Annotated in this window: 17 protein-coding genes; 11 read left to right on the top strand and 6 right to left on the bottom strand. The window is 69.7% G+C overall.

Features of this window, described 5'->3' with window-relative positions:
• The first annotated feature begins 7 nt into the window (after window positions 1-7).
• Complete coding sequence (locus tag C7H75_RS19460; protein WP_041674418.1) at window positions 8-1699, top strand: cytochrome c biogenesis protein ResB; 1692 nt, start codon at window positions 8-10, stop codon at window positions 1697-1699.
• A gap of 2 nt (window positions 1700-1701) precedes the next feature.
• Entirely contained in the window at window positions 1702-2676 is a 975-nt protein-coding gene (gene ccsB, locus C7H75_RS19455; protein ID WP_106851709.1) for a c-type cytochrome biogenesis protein CcsB, read from the top strand.
• Window positions 2677-2785: 109 nt separating this feature from the next.
• Here ccsB and C7H75_RS19450 read toward each other — a convergent pair whose 3' ends face one another.
• Complete coding sequence (locus C7H75_RS19450; protein ID WP_106851708.1) at window positions 2786-3007, bottom strand: hypothetical protein; 222 nt, start codon at window positions 3005-3007, stop codon at window positions 2786-2788.
• Between the two features lie 81 nt (window positions 3008-3088).
• A complete protein-coding gene (locus tag C7H75_RS19445) occupies window positions 3089-3301 on the bottom strand; it encodes a BldC family transcriptional regulator (protein WP_005518137.1) in 213 nt (70 codons plus the stop codon).
• Between the two features lie 404 nt (window positions 3302-3705).
• Between C7H75_RS19445 and C7H75_RS19440 the strand changes: the two genes are divergently transcribed.
• The 3 genes from C7H75_RS19440 to cds1 are packed head-to-tail and all read left to right on the top strand — an operon-like array spanning window position 3706 to window position 5381.
• Entirely contained in the window at window positions 3706-3903 is a 198-nt protein-coding gene (locus tag C7H75_RS19440; RefSeq protein WP_022597499.1) for a hypothetical protein, read from the top strand.
• Window positions 3904-3936: 33 nt separating this feature from the next.
• Complete coding sequence (locus tag C7H75_RS19435; protein WP_022597497.1) at window positions 3937-4290, top strand: DUF4229 domain-containing protein; 354 nt, start codon at window positions 3937-3939, stop codon at window positions 4288-4290.
• The gene (gene cds1, locus C7H75_RS19430) at window positions 4287-5381 is read left to right on the top strand and encodes an L-cysteine desulfhydrase Cds1 (protein ID WP_005518142.1); all 1095 of its coding nucleotides are present in this window, start codon (window positions 4287-4289) and stop codon (window positions 5379-5381) included. The genes C7H75_RS19435 and cds1 overlap by 4 nt, the downstream gene beginning before the upstream one ends.
• Here the strand turns inward: cds1 and C7H75_RS19425 are convergent.
• Both C7H75_RS19425 and C7H75_RS19420 read right to left on the bottom strand, forming a co-directional pair.
• Window positions 5378-5920: a GNAT family N-acetyltransferase gene (locus C7H75_RS19425; protein ID WP_106851707.1), complete on the bottom strand. Its 543-nt coding sequence runs from the start codon at window positions 5918-5920 to the stop codon at window positions 5378-5380. The two genes, cds1 and C7H75_RS19425, sit on opposite strands and share 4 nt — an antisense overlap.
• Before the next feature lie 2 nt (window positions 5921-5922).
• Window positions 5923-6222 (bottom strand): hypothetical protein, encoded by a 300-nt coding sequence (locus C7H75_RS19420; protein WP_005518144.1) that lies wholly within the window; start codon window positions 6220-6222, stop codon window positions 5923-5925.
• 186 nt (window positions 6223-6408) lie between these two features.
• On the opposite strand from C7H75_RS19420, the gene C7H75_RS19415 reads away from it, so the two are divergent.
• From C7H75_RS19415 to C7H75_RS19405, 3 genes are all read left to right on the top strand, one after another.
• Window positions 6409-7260, top strand: a complete 852-nt coding sequence (locus C7H75_RS19415) for an SDR family NAD(P)-dependent oxidoreductase (RefSeq protein WP_081121019.1) — start codon at window positions 6409-6411, stop codon at window positions 7258-7260.
• Window positions 7261-7303: 43 nt separating this feature from the next.
• A complete protein-coding gene (locus C7H75_RS19410; RefSeq protein WP_084956321.1) occupies window positions 7304-8221 on the top strand; it encodes a TIGR03619 family F420-dependent LLM class oxidoreductase in 918 nt (305 codons plus the stop codon).
• Between the two features lie 86 nt (window positions 8222-8307).
• The gene (locus C7H75_RS19405; RefSeq protein ID WP_022597493.1) at window positions 8308-9060 is read left to right on the top strand and encodes a lysophospholipid acyltransferase family protein; all 753 of its coding nucleotides are present in this window, start codon (window positions 8308-8310) and stop codon (window positions 9058-9060) included.
• Here the strand turns inward: C7H75_RS19405 and C7H75_RS19400 are convergent.
• Window positions 9039-9368 (bottom strand): succinate dehydrogenase, encoded by a 330-nt coding sequence (locus tag C7H75_RS19400; protein WP_106851706.1) that lies wholly within the window; start codon window positions 9366-9368, stop codon window positions 9039-9041. The two genes, C7H75_RS19405 and C7H75_RS19400, sit on opposite strands and share 22 nt — an antisense overlap.
• A gap of 140 nt (window positions 9369-9508) precedes the next feature.
• Between C7H75_RS19400 and C7H75_RS19395 the strand changes: the two genes are divergently transcribed.
• Together C7H75_RS19395 and C7H75_RS19390 are read left to right on the top strand one after the other, a co-directional pair.
• Window positions 9509-9862 carry an inorganic pyrophosphatase gene (locus C7H75_RS19395; RefSeq protein ID WP_106851705.1) on the top strand — a complete coding sequence of 118 codons (354 nt, stop codon included), beginning with the start codon at window positions 9509-9511 and terminating at the stop codon, window positions 9860-9862.
• Between the two features lie 52 nt (window positions 9863-9914).
• Window positions 9915-10295 carry a phage holin family protein gene (locus C7H75_RS19390; protein ID WP_005518152.1) on the top strand — a complete coding sequence of 127 codons (381 nt, stop codon included), beginning with the start codon at window positions 9915-9917 and terminating at the stop codon, window positions 10293-10295.
• Between the two features lie 24 nt (window positions 10296-10319).
• Here C7H75_RS19390 and C7H75_RS19385 read toward each other — a convergent pair whose 3' ends face one another.
• Window positions 10320-11189 carry a 1,4-dihydroxy-2-naphthoate polyprenyltransferase gene (locus C7H75_RS19385; RefSeq protein ID WP_084866113.1) on the bottom strand — a complete coding sequence of 290 codons (870 nt, stop codon included), beginning with the start codon at window positions 11187-11189 and terminating at the stop codon, window positions 10320-10322.
• Window positions 11190-11267: 78 nt separating this feature from the next.
• Between C7H75_RS19385 and C7H75_RS19380 the strand changes: the two genes are divergently transcribed.
• On the top strand, window positions 11268-14567 hold the full coding sequence (locus tag C7H75_RS19380) for an ATP-binding protein (RefSeq protein WP_233281797.1): 3300 nt from the start codon (window positions 11268-11270) through the stop codon (window positions 14565-14567).
• The last annotated feature ends 1 nt before the right edge of the window (window position 14568 follow it).

The raw sequence follows: 14568 nt of genomic DNA, 5'->3' as shown, positions 1-14568 counted from the left end.
AGACACAGTGAGCGACGGCGGCACACCCGCCGACGCCCCGACGAATCCGCCTCGCCCGCCGCGGCAGTCGGCCGGTGGCCGCGCCGCCGCTCTCGCCCGCAACACGTGGCGCGGGCTGACGTCGATGCGGACCGCGCTGGTGCTGCTGTTCCTGCTGGCGCTCGCGGCCATCCCGGGCGCGCTGCTGCCGCAGCGCAGCCTCAACGAGGGGAAGGTCAACGACTACATCGCGGCCCGGCCCACCCTCGGTCCGATCATGGACAAGCTGGAGCTGTTCGACGTGTTCGGCAGCTACTGGTTCACCGCAATCTACGTGCTGCTGTTCATCTCGCTGGTCGGCTGCATCCTGCCGCGATGCGTCGAGTACGCCAAGGCGCTGCGCACGCAGCCGGTGGCGGCGCCGCGCAACCTCGGCCGGCTGCCGCACCACCGCAGCGAGACCGTCGACGAGGATCCGGAAGCGGTCGCCGAGCGGGTGCGGGGGCAACTGCGCGGATGGCGCGTCGTCCAGCGCGTCGGCGGCGCCCGCGCCAAGCACCCCGAGGAGATCACCCTCTCCGCGGAGAAGGGCTTCCTGCGCGAGGCGGGCAACCTGGTCTTCCACCTCTCGCTCGTGGCGCTGCTGGTCTCGCTGGCCGTCGGCAAGCTCAACAGCTACGAGGGCAACGTGATCGTCATCGCCAACGACGGAGCCGGCCTCTGCACGACCTCACCCGCGGTCTTCGATTCCTTCCGCGCCGGCAACGAGCGCGACGGCACCGGAATGACCCCGCTGTGTGTGCGAGTGAAGGACTTCACCGCGGACTACCTCGACAACGGCCAGGCCGAGATGTTCACGTCGAACATCTCCTACCAGTCGGGCGACGACCTCGAGTCGAACACCTGGCGGGACGCGCAGCTCAAGGTCAACCACCCGCTGCGGGTCGCCGGCGACCGCGTCTACCTGCAGGGCCACGGCTACGCGCCGACGTTCACCGTGACGTTCCCGAACGGCGAGACCCGCACCGAGACGCTGCAGTGGCGTCCGGACGACGCGACGACGTTCCTGTCCAGCGGTGCCATGCGCTTCGACCCCCCCGGCGGCATGTACGCCGACGAGGACGAACGCCGCAAGAACCAGATCGCCATCGAGGGTCTGTTCGCCCCGACCGCGGTGTTCCACGGGAATCTGCTGTCGTCGGGCTATCCGGCGATGAACGATCCGGCCGTCGCGATCGACATCTACAAGGGCGACACCGGTCTCGACACCGGCAACCCGCAGAGTCTGTTCTCGCTGAACAAGGAGCTCATCAACCAGGGTCGGCTGGTCAAGCAGGAGCGCGTGAACCTGTTCCCGGGCGAGTCGAAGACCCTCGCGGACGGCACGCAGGTGCGGTTCGACGGTGCCGTCGACTTCGTGAATCTGCAGGTCTCGCACGACCCCGCGCAGCAGTGGGTGCTGGTGTCGTCGATCGTGATGATGGCGGGCCTGCTGGTCTCCCTGGTGATCAAGAGACGTCGTGTGTGGGTCCGGATCTATCCCGCGACCGGCCCCGGCAAGGATGCCGACACTGTGTCGGCTACATTGGCCGAGGGTGAACGACGTACCGTAGTAGAGCTCGGTGGACTCGCCCGGACCGATCAGGCCGGCTGGGGCGACGAGTTCGATCGACTGTGCACCCGACTGCTGGACGACGAGCGCGCGACGCGCAGGAGATGAATATGACGATCAACGAGACACTCGCTCGCTACAGCGACTGGTCGTTCGAGTCGGCTTTCGCGATCTACGCGCTCGCGACGGTGCTGCTCATCGCCCGGTACGCCTCGATGCGCGCCCGCGCGGTCCAGGACCGTGAGCTCGTCGCGGCGGGCGCCACCGGTGGTGCCGTCGCCACGGCGGATCTCGTGCCCGGCCGCGTGGTCGAGAAGCCCGGCAAGACGTGGTCCGAGAAGTTCGGCGGCATGGGCTACGCGCTGCTGGTCGTCGGCGCGGTGCTGCACATCGCGTCGATCGTGCTGCGCGGGTTCGCCACCGAGCGGTTCCCGCTCGGCAACATGTACGAGTTCGTGACGATGGCGTGTGCGGCGGCGATCGTCGCCGGTCTCGTCGCACTGCGCAAGACGGCCGATCTCTGGGTCTTCATGCTGGTGCCGGTCCTGATCCTGATGTTCCTCGCGGCGACCGTTCTCTACGCCGACGCGGCACCCGTCGTACCCGCCCTGCGCTCGTTCTGGCTGCCGATCCACGTCACGATCATCAGCGTCAGCAGCGGCATCTTCCTGGTCTCCGGCGTCGCGAGCATCCTGTTCCTGTACCGCATGAAGTTCCCGGCGGGCGAGGAGGGCGACGGGCCGTTCGGCAAGATCGCGCAGCGTCTGCCCAACGCCGAGACTCTCGACCGACTCGCTTACAAGTCGACGATCGTCGCGTTCCCGTTGTTCGGTGCCGGCATCATCCTGGGTGCGATCTGGGCCGAGGCGGCATGGGGACGCTTCTGGGGCTGGGACCCCAAGGAGACGGTCTCGTTCATCGCGTGGGTCATCTACGCGGCGTACCTGCACGCCCGCGCCACGTCGGGCTGGCGCGACACCAAGGCGGCCTGGATCAACGTCGCCGGCTTCGTCGCGATGCTCTTCAACCTGTTCATCATCAACATGGTGGTCTCGGGTCTGCACTCCTACGCGGGTCTCACCTGATCTACCCCGCTCGGGTGCGGGACCCCGGCAAGCGAGGGGTGGAAAAAGCGAAAAGGAATCGGCCGCTGTGAGACAGCGGCCGATTCCTTTTGTTGCGTTCTCGCGTGGCCTAGGCGTCGGGATCGGTGGGGGTATCGCTACCGGGCCGGTCCGAGTGGCGGCGGTGGTTCTCGCGGTCCACGCGCCACAGGAACTCGGGGTCGTCGTCGGGACCGACAGCCCTACCGCCCCTGCCGCCCCCGCGTACCGCGGTGGTGGGTGTGGGGCCGAACGCCTTCCAGAACAGGACCGCAAGCGTCACCAGACCGATGAGCGCCAGTAGGTAGATCACGGTGCACCTCCTGGTTACGAGGGTAGCCGTGTCCGGGTGTTCCCGGCATCCACCTGGTGTCCGAAGTTCCGGACCCCGGCACTAGCTGTGGTGCGCCTCGGTGGTCAGGGACGAGAGGAGTGCCATCACCTCGGCCTCCCGGAACCTCCGGTGGCCTCCGGGGGTACGCAGCGATCCGAGCCGGCCTGCGTGCGCCCAACGGGTGACGGTCTTGGGGTCGACATGGAACAGTGCGGCGACCTGGCCCGGGGTCAGCAGGGCTTCCTTGGCGCCGTTATAGGTGGGTGCGCTCATCGATCCTCCAAGGTTCGGGGCCCACCAGGACGGTCGGCCGGGGGGAGATTCGGGACCGGTTCGTTTGTCGACCGGCTTCGACATAGTGGCACTCAACCCCCCAGGTACTCGAACGATCTAAAGTTGGTAAAGCGGAGGTAATAGACAAATCGGACTACCCGGGCTCATGGGTATCAAGCTGGTCTCCGGAATCGGCAATCCGGTACGAACCCCACCGCCGGCCCCTATGGTGGCCCCTGTCTGCCTCGCCGCCAAAGGGGCCGATCGGACATCCGGATGAGGCATCGGAGCGCGACGAGGTCGACATTCAGGGGTGGCAGTGCGGGACGCGGGTGTCGGGGATCGCGTCTCACGGAACCGTCGGTAGCGGCCCGTTCTCCACACAGGCCGGGAGGGGGATGTGCATGCTCGCGGAGAACCTCGGTCCGCTCCTCGGGACGAACGTCATCGACAGCGTCTACTGGGCCTTCCAGCAGGGCGCGACCATCGGCAACGCCGTGGTGACGGGAAACTGGGGCAACCTCATGGCGACGTTCGGAGTCGTGGACTGGGGCTCGACCTTCAACAATCTGGGGCCGGGAGTCCTGCCACTGGTCTTCTGACGACGGCGCCGGTCGGGTCGGTACCCTGGTCGTGTGAGTGAAGCAGCGCAGAACCGTCCTGATCAGGCCCGCAGCGACAGCACCGGACCCGCCGGTGCCGTGACGACCGGAACGCTGGTCCGTGACGTCGCCCTCTACTCGGTGGCGAGGCTCGGCCTCGTGGTGGTGCTCGCGGTCGTGATCCTGTTCGGCGGCAAGGCGATCGGGGTCGACGTACCGCTGATCGTGGCTGCGCTGTTCGCGGTCCTCATCGCGCTGCCGCTGTCGCTGGTGCTGTTCGCGAAGCTTCGCAAGAGGGTCAACCTGGACATCGCCGCAGTCGACGCGCAGCGCCGAGCCGACAAGGCCGACCTGCACGCCAAGCTCCGGGGTGAGGATCGGCGGTGACGGCCGTTCTCGACCGTCGGGGCTCGCGGGCCTGGGTCGACAACGCCGTTCGTCTGATCGAGGCCGACGCACAGCGCAGCGCCGACACGCATCTGCTCCGCTACCCACTGCCGCCGGAGTGGAACGTCCAGCTCTATCTCAAGGACGAGTCCACCCACATCACCGGCAGCCTCAAGCACCGCCTCGCGCGGTCGCTGTTCCTGTACTCGATCTGCAACGGCTGGGTCGGTGAGAACACGACGGTGATCGAGGCGTCGTCCGGATCGACGGCGGTGAGCGAGGCGTACTTCGCGAAGCTGCTGGGACTGGATTTCGTGGCCGTCATGCCCGCGAGTACCAGCCCCGCCAAGATCGCACTGATCGAGGCGCAGGGCGGACGCTGCCACTTCGTCGACGACCCGTCGAGCATCTATGCCGAATCCCAGCGCCTGGCCGTCGAGACCGGCGGCCACTACATGGACCAGTTCACTCACGCCGAACGTGCGACCGACTGGCGCGGGAACAACAACATCGCCGAGAGCATCTTCACCCAACTGCAGCAGGAGGATCACCCGATCCCGGAGTGGATCGTGGTCGGTGCGGGCACCGGTGGAACGGGCGCGACCATCGGACGCTTCCTGAGGTACCGCAAGCTCGACACCGGGCTGTGCGTGGTGGATCCGGAGAACTCGGTGTTCTTCGACGCCTGGCGTAGCGGCGACTGCGGTACCGCCCCGACCTTCGAGCGGGGCTCTCGGATCGAGGGCATCGGCCGCCCCCGTGTCGAACCGTCGTTCATCGGCCAGGTGATCGACCGGATGGTGAAGGTGCCCGACGCCGGTTCCATCGCCGCGATGCGTCACGCGAGCGACGTGCTGGGGCGGAAGGTGGGCGGCTCGACCGGCACCAATCTGTGGGGCGCGTTCGGTCTGGTCGCCGAGATGCTCGAGCGGGGGCGCAGCGGCAGCGTGGTCACGCTGTTGTGCGACGGCGGAGAGCGGTACGCCGGAACCTACTTCGACGACGACTGGGTCGCGTCGGAGGGCATAGACCTGGCCGGGCCGGCCGCGGTGCTCGCCGAGTTCACCGCGACCGGCCGCTGGACGGCCTAGCCCTCCGCGGGGTCCGTTCCGGCGGGTGCCTCGATGGGTACGTGGCGGGTCATGACGACCCGCGGCCAGCGGTCGAGGCCGCGTTCGACCTCGAGTTCGCGCACGGCCCGCAGTCCCGGCCCGAGGTCCTCGTCGGCGACGGCCTCGAATCCCAGTCGTGCGTAGTACGGCGCGTTCCAGGGCACGTCCCGGTAGGTCGTCAGCGTCACCTCGGGCAGCCCGCGATCACGTGCCCACTGGTCGAGGTGCGCGATCAGGGCGGCGCCGATCCCGCGTCGCGCATGGTCGGGGTGGACCGAGATCTGTGCGATGTGCGCGGTGCCGTCCACCACCTCGACGAGGCAGAAGGCGACCGGGGGCTGCTTGCGCTTGCCCCACACCCACACGCGGCCCGCAGCGAGGTGCGTCTCGAACCACGTGAGCGGAGGCGGGTCGTCGTCGGCGACGGCCGCCATGCCCACGTCGCGAAAGACGGCGCCGGCGGCGACGTCGATCCCGGGGAGATACGCCAGGTCGGCGGGCTCGGCGAGGCGGATCACTCTCAGCCCTTGGAGACGACCTGCGACGCGATCGCGGTGCCGGCCGCGACGACGCCGACGGACGGCCACGCGCCGATCTTCTTGGCCAGCGGGTGCGAACCGCCGAAGGCGCCGACGTACGTGCCGAGCAGGGCTGCGGCCCGACCCGGTCCGGAGCTCTTGGCCCAGCTGTAGGTGCAGACACCGCCGACCGCCGCGAGAACCACGCCGCCGAGCTGACGGTTGCCGGTCTGCCGTGCGACGGTGTAGCCGCCGACGAGTCCGGCTGCGGCGAGGGCGGAGGTGGCGGTCTTGTTCAGCATCGTGAGGTACTCCCGTTCCGGTGTGAGGGTCGTTCGATTCGAGGCTACGACAGTGCGCCCTCCGCGCTGTCGGCAGAACCCGCGCGGGCTGTTTCTCGATGGCCGGGAAAGCGCCTACGCACAGCGCAATCCGCCGTCGATCATGGCCATCGGGCCGAGCGCCCGCCCGCGAATCGAGGAGGAACCGTGTCGTCAGAAGACACCCAGCAAGCACCGTCGTCCCGGCCGGCGTTCAGCCCCGGCCCGCTGCTCGCGGGCAAGCGGGCGATCGTCACCGGCGGTGCGCACGGCATCGGCGCCGCGATCGCCCGGTCGTTCGCGGCGCACGGGGCGCAGGTCCTCGTCGCCGACATCGATGCCGACGCGGCTCGGGGACTCGAGTTCGATCCGGCGGCCGGCGGCGCGATCGAGGTCCTCGCGTACGACGTCCTCGACGCCGCGGTGCCCGCGCGGATCGTCGAGTTCGCTCCGGACGTCCTGGTGAACAATGCGGGCCACTTCCTGCGCCCGCCCCGCCCGTTCGCGGAGACCGAACCCGCGTTCTGGGCCGAGATCGGCGGTATCAACCTCGATCACGTCCTGCGGCTCACGCATGCGGTCCTGCCGGGGATGGCCGAGCGCGGTCGCGGCGGCTCGATCATCAATCTCACCACCGTGGAGGCGCATCGGGCGATTCCCGGGCACTCGGTGTACGCGGCGTACAAGGCGGCCGTGACGCAGTTCAGTCGCAGCCTCGCGGTCGAGGTGGGGCACCTCGGGGTGCGGGTGAACGCGATCGCCCCCGACCTCATCGAGTCGGTCCAGGTGCCGTACAGCGAGTGGCTGTCGGAGGAGGAGTGGGCCAAGTGGCCGACGTGGGCCCCGCTCGGTGGACCCGGGCAGCCGGACGACGTCGCCGGTTCCGCGCTGTTCCTGGCGTCGGATCTGGGCCGCTACACGACGGGCACCACGGTCCACGTCGACGGCGGCACGTTCGCGGCGGGCGGGTGGTTCCCGAAGCCCGAGGGCGGCTGGACCAACCGGCCCCGCAATCCGTGAACGAAAACCACTGTCCCACTTCGCTGAAAGGTGGCTCGTGTCCGTGGACAAGCCCACGCTGAGCATCAACGTCCCCAACTTCGGCCCACTCCTCGCGCAGGATGACTACGGCCGGTTCGTGCAGTTCTGCGTGGCCGCGGATCGCGCCGGCATCGATCGCGTCATGGTCACCGATCACGTGGTGATGGGCTCGGACACTTCGGGTTACACGTGGTCGGCATTTCCCACCGAGCCCGATGCCGTCTGGCTCGAGCCGCTGACCATGCTGGCGCTGCTGGCCGGTAGGACCGAGCGGGTGCGTCTGGGCACCGGCATCGTGATCGCGGCCCTCCGCGGTGGGGCGGTGCTCGCGAAGACGGCCGCGACGCTCGACCTCGTCTCGGGTGGTCGTTTCGATCTGGGTGTCGGGACGGGTTGGCAGGAAAAGGAATACGAGGTCGCCGGCCTGGACTTCGCGAAGCGCGGTCCGCTGCTCGACGATGCCCTCGCGACCTGTCGAGCGCTGTGGTCCGGCGCCCCGGCGGCAGTGTCGACGCCCAGCCTGTCGTTCGACGACGCCTACTGCTCGCCCCGTCCACCGGCGGGCCGGAGCATTCCGATCTGGGTGTCGGGTTCGCTGTCGAAGCCCGTCGTGCGCCGGGTGACGACGTGGGGCGACGGCTGGATCCCGATCATGGGCGCCACGAAGGAGGATCTCGCGGCCGGCACAGCGCTGCTCCGCCGCAGCTTCGAGGACGCCGGACGCGACCCGCGGTCGCTCCAGGTCCGCGGCCGCCTCGTCGTGGAGCGCTCGCCCGACGGTTCGATCGACCTCGATCGCACGATGGACGGCGCCGAGGCGCTCGTCGCGAGCGGCGCGACGGACCTGATGATGGCGGTCGCCGGGATCGACCCTGACCCGGATGCAGCCGAGGCTGCTCTGCCCGCGCTGGTCACGGCCTTCCGGGCGCGCCTGTACTGATCGCGTGGCCACGGTACACAACCTACGGTTCCGTAGGTTGTGTACCGTGGGTGATCGGGCGGGGGCATCCGAACGAGAGGTGTGCCATGGTCCGGCCGGAAGTGACGCTCGAGAACTACGAGGACGTCTACCGCTTCTATCTGGACCACCAGCAGAACCGATTCCTCGCTCGTGCCGCGTACGCCGCGCTGAGTGCGCGATTCCGGCCGCGGATCGGCTACGCCGACGGCGCCCGGGCGCAGTTGCAGGAGCTGCTCTCCAGTGGGCGCCGGCTGATCGTGGTCGCCAACCACCTCACCGATCGCGATCAGTACACGCTCGCGGCCACGGCGTGGCGGACGCCGTTGCGGTCGGTGATCGGACGGACCCGGGTGCTCGCGAAGGACGAACTCTTCGCCGGCCCGAGGATGCGGCGCGCGATCGACATGATGGGTTCGATACCGGTGTTCCGGGGCAAGGATCACGGACTGCGGGCAGTGGCCGACGCGGGCCGCGCGATGATGGACGTCTCCGCCGAACGCCTGCACCGCGGAGACGTTCTCGCCATCTTCCCCGAGGGCACGTGCAACGACGGTGACCCGGCGCGCATCCGACAGATCAACAGCGGCGTCGGGCACATCGCGGTGAAGGCCCGCAAACTCGGGTCCGAGCCCGCGCTCCTCGCCCTGGGGATCCGCTACCACCCGGACCGGCCGGCCGACGTCTTCGTCGCGTGCCCGGTCGCCGAGCTACCGACCACGCCGATGAACATCACGCGCACGGTCGCGGCGGAGATGCAGGCTGCGGTGGACGGGGCGGTCGCAGCGGGTGCGAGCGGTCAGCGGACGCCGTCGCGGTAGCTCTCGAAGCAGCCGTCCGCGAAGCGTTTCCGGTCGAGTTCGCCGACCTGGATGACGCCGCCGCGGTACCAGATCTGCGTTGTCGCAGACAGTTCGGCACCCTCGCTGCACCACTGGACCAGCTCGTGGTCGCTCGGGTCGCCGTGGTTGATCTGGTTGTACATGACGGCCTGGTTGGAGCCGTACTCGCGGCCTGCTCGCACGGAGGCGTCGTCGCCGATCGCCGATCGGCCGGCGACCACGCCGACCACCAGCAGCAACACTCCCGCACAGACGGCCGCCAGCCAATGGGCGCGGCGCGCGGTCATGAGGGGATGCTAGTCGGGATTGCGCGGGATCTTCCCGATATTCCGTTCCCGGCATTGGTCACGTTTCGATGACGGCTCCGGCCCCGTGGAGGTCGACGCGTTCGGGCGCCGCCCCGCGGTGGCCGTGGCAGGCTGGTGGGATGGAGCAGACGATGCAGGCCTTCTTCGCGGCACTGGACCGACTCGTCGGCGGGGCGTCGCTGCGCATCGATCGGCCCTGTGGCAGTGCGCATCCGCGATTTCCCGAGGTGATCTATCCGGTCGACTACGGCTATCTCGAGGGCACCAGCGGGGGTGACAACGAGGGCGTCGACGTCTTTCGGGGCAAGGCGTCCGGCGCCGGGATCGTCGGCATCGTCCTGACCGCCGACCTCACCAAACGGGACGTCGAGGTGAAGATCCTGCTGGACTGCTCCACCGACGAGATCGAGGCGATCGAGCATCTGCTGCACGAGCGTCTGCGCCTGAACGCCAGCCTGGTTCGTCGACCGTGACGTCTTCCCCCGCCGCTACTCGGACGCACCCGATCCATGCCAGCATGAACGAATGACATTCCTGATACGCCTGGTGATCAACGCGGTCGCCATCTGGCTCGCGTCGCAGTGGGTGAGCGGCATCACCGTTGCCGATTCCGGCGAGGGCACCGGCACGGACATCCTGATCGTCCTCGGGATCGCGCTGGTGTTCACCGTCGTGAACGCCTTCGTGAAGCCGATCGTCCAGCTGCTGTCGTTGCCGCTGCTCATCCTCACACTGGGCCTGTTCACGCTCGTGATCAACGCCCTGATGCTGCTGCTGACGTCGTGGATCAGCTCGCAGACCGAGTGGGGACTGAGCGTGGACGGCTTCTGGACCGCGGTGTGGGGCGCGCTCATCATCTCGGTGGTGAACTTCGTGCTCAGTGCCCTGGTCCCGGACAAGAAGTGACGTGACGATCGGGTAGGTGGTCCCTCAGCCGAGGCCCAGCGCGAGACCGGTGGCCGCAGCCCACACCAGCATCGACTGTCCTGTGACGGCCAGGGCGGGGATCAGTGCGGGGCCGCGGCCACCGCTGCGCACGGGGGCGTTGGCCTTGACCGCCAACGGAAGCGCGAGGAGCCCGACGAGGGCCCACGGCGTCCGCGGCACCAGCGCGAGGGTCACCACGAACGGCACGACGAGCAGCACCAGGTGCAGGGCCCGGGTCCGGGCGTCGCCGAGTTTGACTGCGAGCGTGATCTTCCCGGATTCGGTGTCGGTGGGGATATCGCGGAGGTTGTTCGCGACCAGCACCGCGCTCGAGTACGAGCCGATCGCGATCGCCGCGAGCAATCCCACCCAATCGACCCGGCCGGCCTGCACGAACTGAGTGCCGAGTACCGCGACCAGTCCGAAGAACACGAACACCGCGATCTCGCCGAAACCGCTGTAGCCGTACGGCTTCTTGCCGCCCGTGTAGTACCAGGCGCCGAGGATGCACACCGCGCCGACGAGGATCAGCCACCACGCCGACACGAGGGCGAGCGCGATACCGGCGACCGCGGCCACCGCGAAACACCCCATCGCGGCACCCTTCACGGATGCCGGTGACGCCAGTCCCGAACCTACGAGGCGCAGAGGACCGACCCGCTCGTCGTCCGTGCCGCGGATGCCGTCCGAGTAGTCGTTGGCGAAGTTCACGCCGACGATCAACGCGAGCGAGACCACCAGCGCGAGCAGCGCCTTCCACCACACCGCGCCGTCGAGGGACGCCGCCGCTCCGGTACCGGCGAACACGGGAGCGATCGCGTTCGGGAGGGTGCGCGGCCGGGCGCCCTCGATCCACTGGGAGACAGAAGCCATGTGGCGATCCTTTCACCCCCGCCGAATCGGGTGGCCGCGCGGTCGGCCGCTCCCATAGGCTGGACGCCGGTGCAATCAGTGACGAGGGACTCCGAGACTCCGGCACCCACTCGGCCGCCGGTGGAGGTGGCCCTGCTGGGTGACGTCGCCACACGCCGAGACGGTGTCCTGGTGCCGCTGCCCGGCCCGCGGGCCCGCAGCCTGCTGGTGGCGCTCGCCCGACGTCCGGGCCACAGTCGCAGCGCGGCCGCGCTCGTGGAGGACGTGTGGGGTGACACCCCGCCGAAGTCGCCGGCCAACGCCCTGCACACGCAGATCTCCCGATTGCGCTCGGCGCTGCCCGACGGCGCCGTCGAGGCCGGCCCCGCCGGGTACCGACTGGCGCTCGCGCCGGAGCAGGTCGACCTTGCCCGCGCCCGGTTGTTGGCACGCCGGGCGAATCGGCAGCACGCGGACGGGGACCAGCACGGCGCGCTCGCGGCGGTGCACGAGGCGCGCGTGTTGTGGCGGGGCGAGCCCGGCGCCGACCTGCCCGCCGGCGAACTCGCCGACGACCTGGCGACGGAGGCGGCGGCGCACCGGAGTGCGCTCGACGCAGTGGAACTCGCGGCGCTGGTAGCCGCCGGACGGTACGAGGACGCGTTGCCGATCGCGCGGGCCGCGGCCGGGTCGTCTCCCCTGGACGAGGGGGCGCACGCGCTGCTCATGGAGTGCCTGCACGGGTCGGGCCGGCCCAACGAGGCGCTCGAGGTGTTCGCGGGACTGCGCGGCCGTCTCGCGGACCGGCTCGGCGTGGACCCGTCGGCCCGTCTGATCGATCTCAACGCGACGATTCTGCGCGGCGGGGAACGGGCACTGCCGGCGGAGGTCGGAGGCACCCGGGACGGCAACGCCGAACCCACGACTCGGCTGCTGCCCTCCACGATCGGGCTCCGGGCCGCGCCCAACCCGCTGCTGGGACGCTCGAGCGACCTGGCCGCCCTCGAACTGCTCGTGGCGTCGTCGCGGGTGGTGACCGTTCTCGGCCCCGGCGGCACCGGGAAGACACGGGTGGCGCACGCGCTCGGCAACGAGGTGTCGGCGCGGATGCCGGTGGCTCTGGTCGAGCTCGCGCCGTTGCGCAGCGGCGAGGACCTGATCGCGGCCATCAGCAGCACGCTCGGGCTGAGCGAGAACGATCTGACCCCCGGCGCCCTCACCCGCACCCGCATCCACGACGCCCGTCAACGGCTGCGCGACGCACTGGCCGCCAGGCCCATGCTGTTGATCGTCGACAACTGCGAGCACCTCATCGACGATGTCGCGGACGTGGTGTCGGACCTGATCTCCGCGAGTCCGCACCTGACGGTCCTCGCCACCAGCCGGGCACCCATGGCGATCACCGCGGAGTCGGTGTATCCGTTGCCGCCGTTGGCTATCGGCGACGACGGGTCGCCGGCGATCGAGCTGTTCCGGGCGCGGGCCCTCGCGGTGCGGCCCTCGGTGCGCCTGGACCGCACCGAGGTGGAGCGGCTGTGCCGCACGCTCGACGGCCTGCCGTTGGCGATCGAACTCGCCGCCGCCCGCGTCCGCACGATGAGCGTCGAGGAGATCAATGCCCGTCTCGTCGACAGATTCGCGCTGCTGCGTTCGGGGGACCGCACGTCGCCCGAGCGGCACCGCACACTGCACGCGGTGATCGAGTGGAGCTGGAATCTGCTCACGGTCCCGGAACGGGCCGCGCTGCGTCGACTGTGCCGATTCCCCGGTGGTTTCACGGCCGACGCCGCGCGGGCGGTCGCGCAGTGGGGTGAGATCGTGGACGTCGCCGACGCGCTCGAGGGGCTGGTGAACCAGTCGATGCTGTCGGTCAGCGAGAACCCCGAGGTGGGTGGTCTGCGCTACCACATGCTCGAGACGGTGCGGGAGTTCGGCGAGGAGCAGTCGGACGCCGGCGAATCCGCGGAGGTGTCGGCCCGGACGGTGGCATGGGCGGAGCGGTTCTCCCGAGAAGCGTTCGGCGACTTCATGGGCGGCCGGCAGGTGGCTGCCGCGCACCGAGTCGAAGCCGAGCACGACAACCTGCTCGCGGTGCTGCGCTACGCATACGCGGAGCAACTCGCTCGCGCGGTCTTCACGGTCTTTCCGGTGATCGGCGGCATGTGGTCGATGCGGGGCGCGCACTCCGAGGTGTTCACGTGGGTGCCGCGCCTTCTCGAACTCGACACTTCCGGTTTCGGACCCGAGGACGTGCCGGGTGACCTCCTGGCGTCGGCCTACGTGCTGGCCGCCTCCCACATGGCGATGGGTGGCAGGTTGCGGGCGGTCGCGATCGCCAGGACCCGGCTGCGCCGACTGCTCGCCACCCGGACCGACATCAGTGAGCAGTCGCGCATGTACGCCACTCTGCTGCTGGTCCCCGCCTCTGGCCGCGGACTGGCGCGGATGCTCGCGCGGGCGGTGCGCTCACCCGATCCGGGGGCGCGCAGTTCCGCGCTGGTGGCGCGGGCAAACCTCCGGGAGAACAACGGGGACCTCTTCGGGTCGGAGTCCGACGCCCGACTGGCGCTCGTCCTCGCGGAGGAGCGCAGCGACAGTTGGGGTCTGGCGATGGTGTGCCAGCACCTGGGCAGCCTGTACGCGCAGTCCGCGAGCTACGGCGACGCGGTCGGGTACTACCGGCGCTCGGCCGAGATCCTCTGGGAGATGCACCTGTACGACGAGAGCCTGCAGGTGCGGGGATTCCTGGTCGCGGCCCTGATCGGTGCGGGCCGGATCGCCGACGCGCGAGCCGAACTCGCGTCGCTCGCCCCCGCACACGCCGGTGCGTCGAGCGGCGCCCCGAGCAGCGACCACGACGTGCACAACCAGGCCGCGTTGTCGGCGAGCACAGCAGAGGCCGATCTCGCCTCGGGCGCCGTCGATTCGGGGCTGGCCGAGTATCGCCGGGCGGCCGGGTACGCCGGTGACCTCGACGGCGAACTACCCGCCGACCCGTTCGAGCTGATGGTGGTCTCCGGCGTCGTGGACGCGCACGTACTCGCGGGGCGGGCCGAGCGCATCACCGATCTGGCGCTGCGGCTCGAAGCGGTCGCGACGGCGCGCCTCGGTTCTCGGGGATACCCGGACCTTCCGCAGACCGGGGCGGTGGCCTGTGCCGTCGGCAGCTTTCACATCGCCACCGGCGGTGTCCCCGAACGCGGACTGCGGCTGCTCGCGCTGGCGACGAGAGTGCATGCACGGCAGGACTATCCGTCGATGCGCCTCGACCGCCACCTCGGCGCGGCACGCACCGTCCTCGGCGGCGACGTCGTCGCGGCGGCGCTGGAGTCCGCACAGGGGACGTCCCGCGCCGCCGCGCGCCGGGAGATCCTCGATCTCCTGGACTCGGGTTCGTGAC

The sequence above is a fragment of the Rhodococcus (subgen. Prescottella) equi genome, from assembly GCF_003013675.1.
GTDB lineage: Bacteria > Actinomycetota > Actinomycetes > Mycobacteriales > Mycobacteriaceae > Prescottella > Prescottella equi.
This window is presented reverse-complemented; position numbering and strand designations above follow the sequence as displayed.

What these genes read in the sequence shown, in the direction of transcription:
- ccsB (WP_106851709.1), top strand. Translation starts at nt 1,702, where the DNA reads ATGACGATCAACGAGACACTCGCTCGCTACAGCGACTGGTCGTTCGAG.
- C7H75_RS19445 (WP_005518137.1), bottom strand. Translation starts at nt 3,301, where the DNA reads ATGAGCGCACCCACCTATAACGGCGCCAAGGAAGCCCTGCTGACCCCG.
- C7H75_RS19440 (WP_022597499.1), top strand. Translation starts at nt 3,706, where the DNA reads ATGCTCGCGGAGAACCTCGGTCCGCTCCTCGGGACGAACGTCATCGAC.
- C7H75_RS19420 (WP_005518144.1), bottom strand. Translation starts at nt 6,222, where the DNA reads ATGCTGAACAAGACCGCCACCTCCGCCCTCGCCGCAGCCGGACTCGTC.
- C7H75_RS19405 (WP_022597493.1), top strand. Translation starts at nt 8,308, where the DNA reads ATGGTCCGGCCGGAAGTGACGCTCGAGAACTACGAGGACGTCTACCGC.
- C7H75_RS19400 (WP_106851706.1), bottom strand. Translation starts at nt 9,368, where the DNA reads ATGACCGCGCGCCGCGCCCATTGGCTGGCGGCCGTCTGTGCGGGAGTG.
- C7H75_RS19395 (WP_106851705.1), top strand. Translation starts at nt 9,509, where the DNA reads ATGGAGCAGACGATGCAGGCCTTCTTCGCGGCACTGGACCGACTCGTC.
- C7H75_RS19390 (WP_005518152.1), top strand. Translation starts at nt 9,915, where the DNA reads ATGACATTCCTGATACGCCTGGTGATCAACGCGGTCGCCATCTGGCTC.
- C7H75_RS19385 (WP_084866113.1), bottom strand. Translation starts at nt 11,189, where the DNA reads ATGGCTTCTGTCTCCCAGTGGATCGAGGGCGCCCGGCCGCGCACCCTC.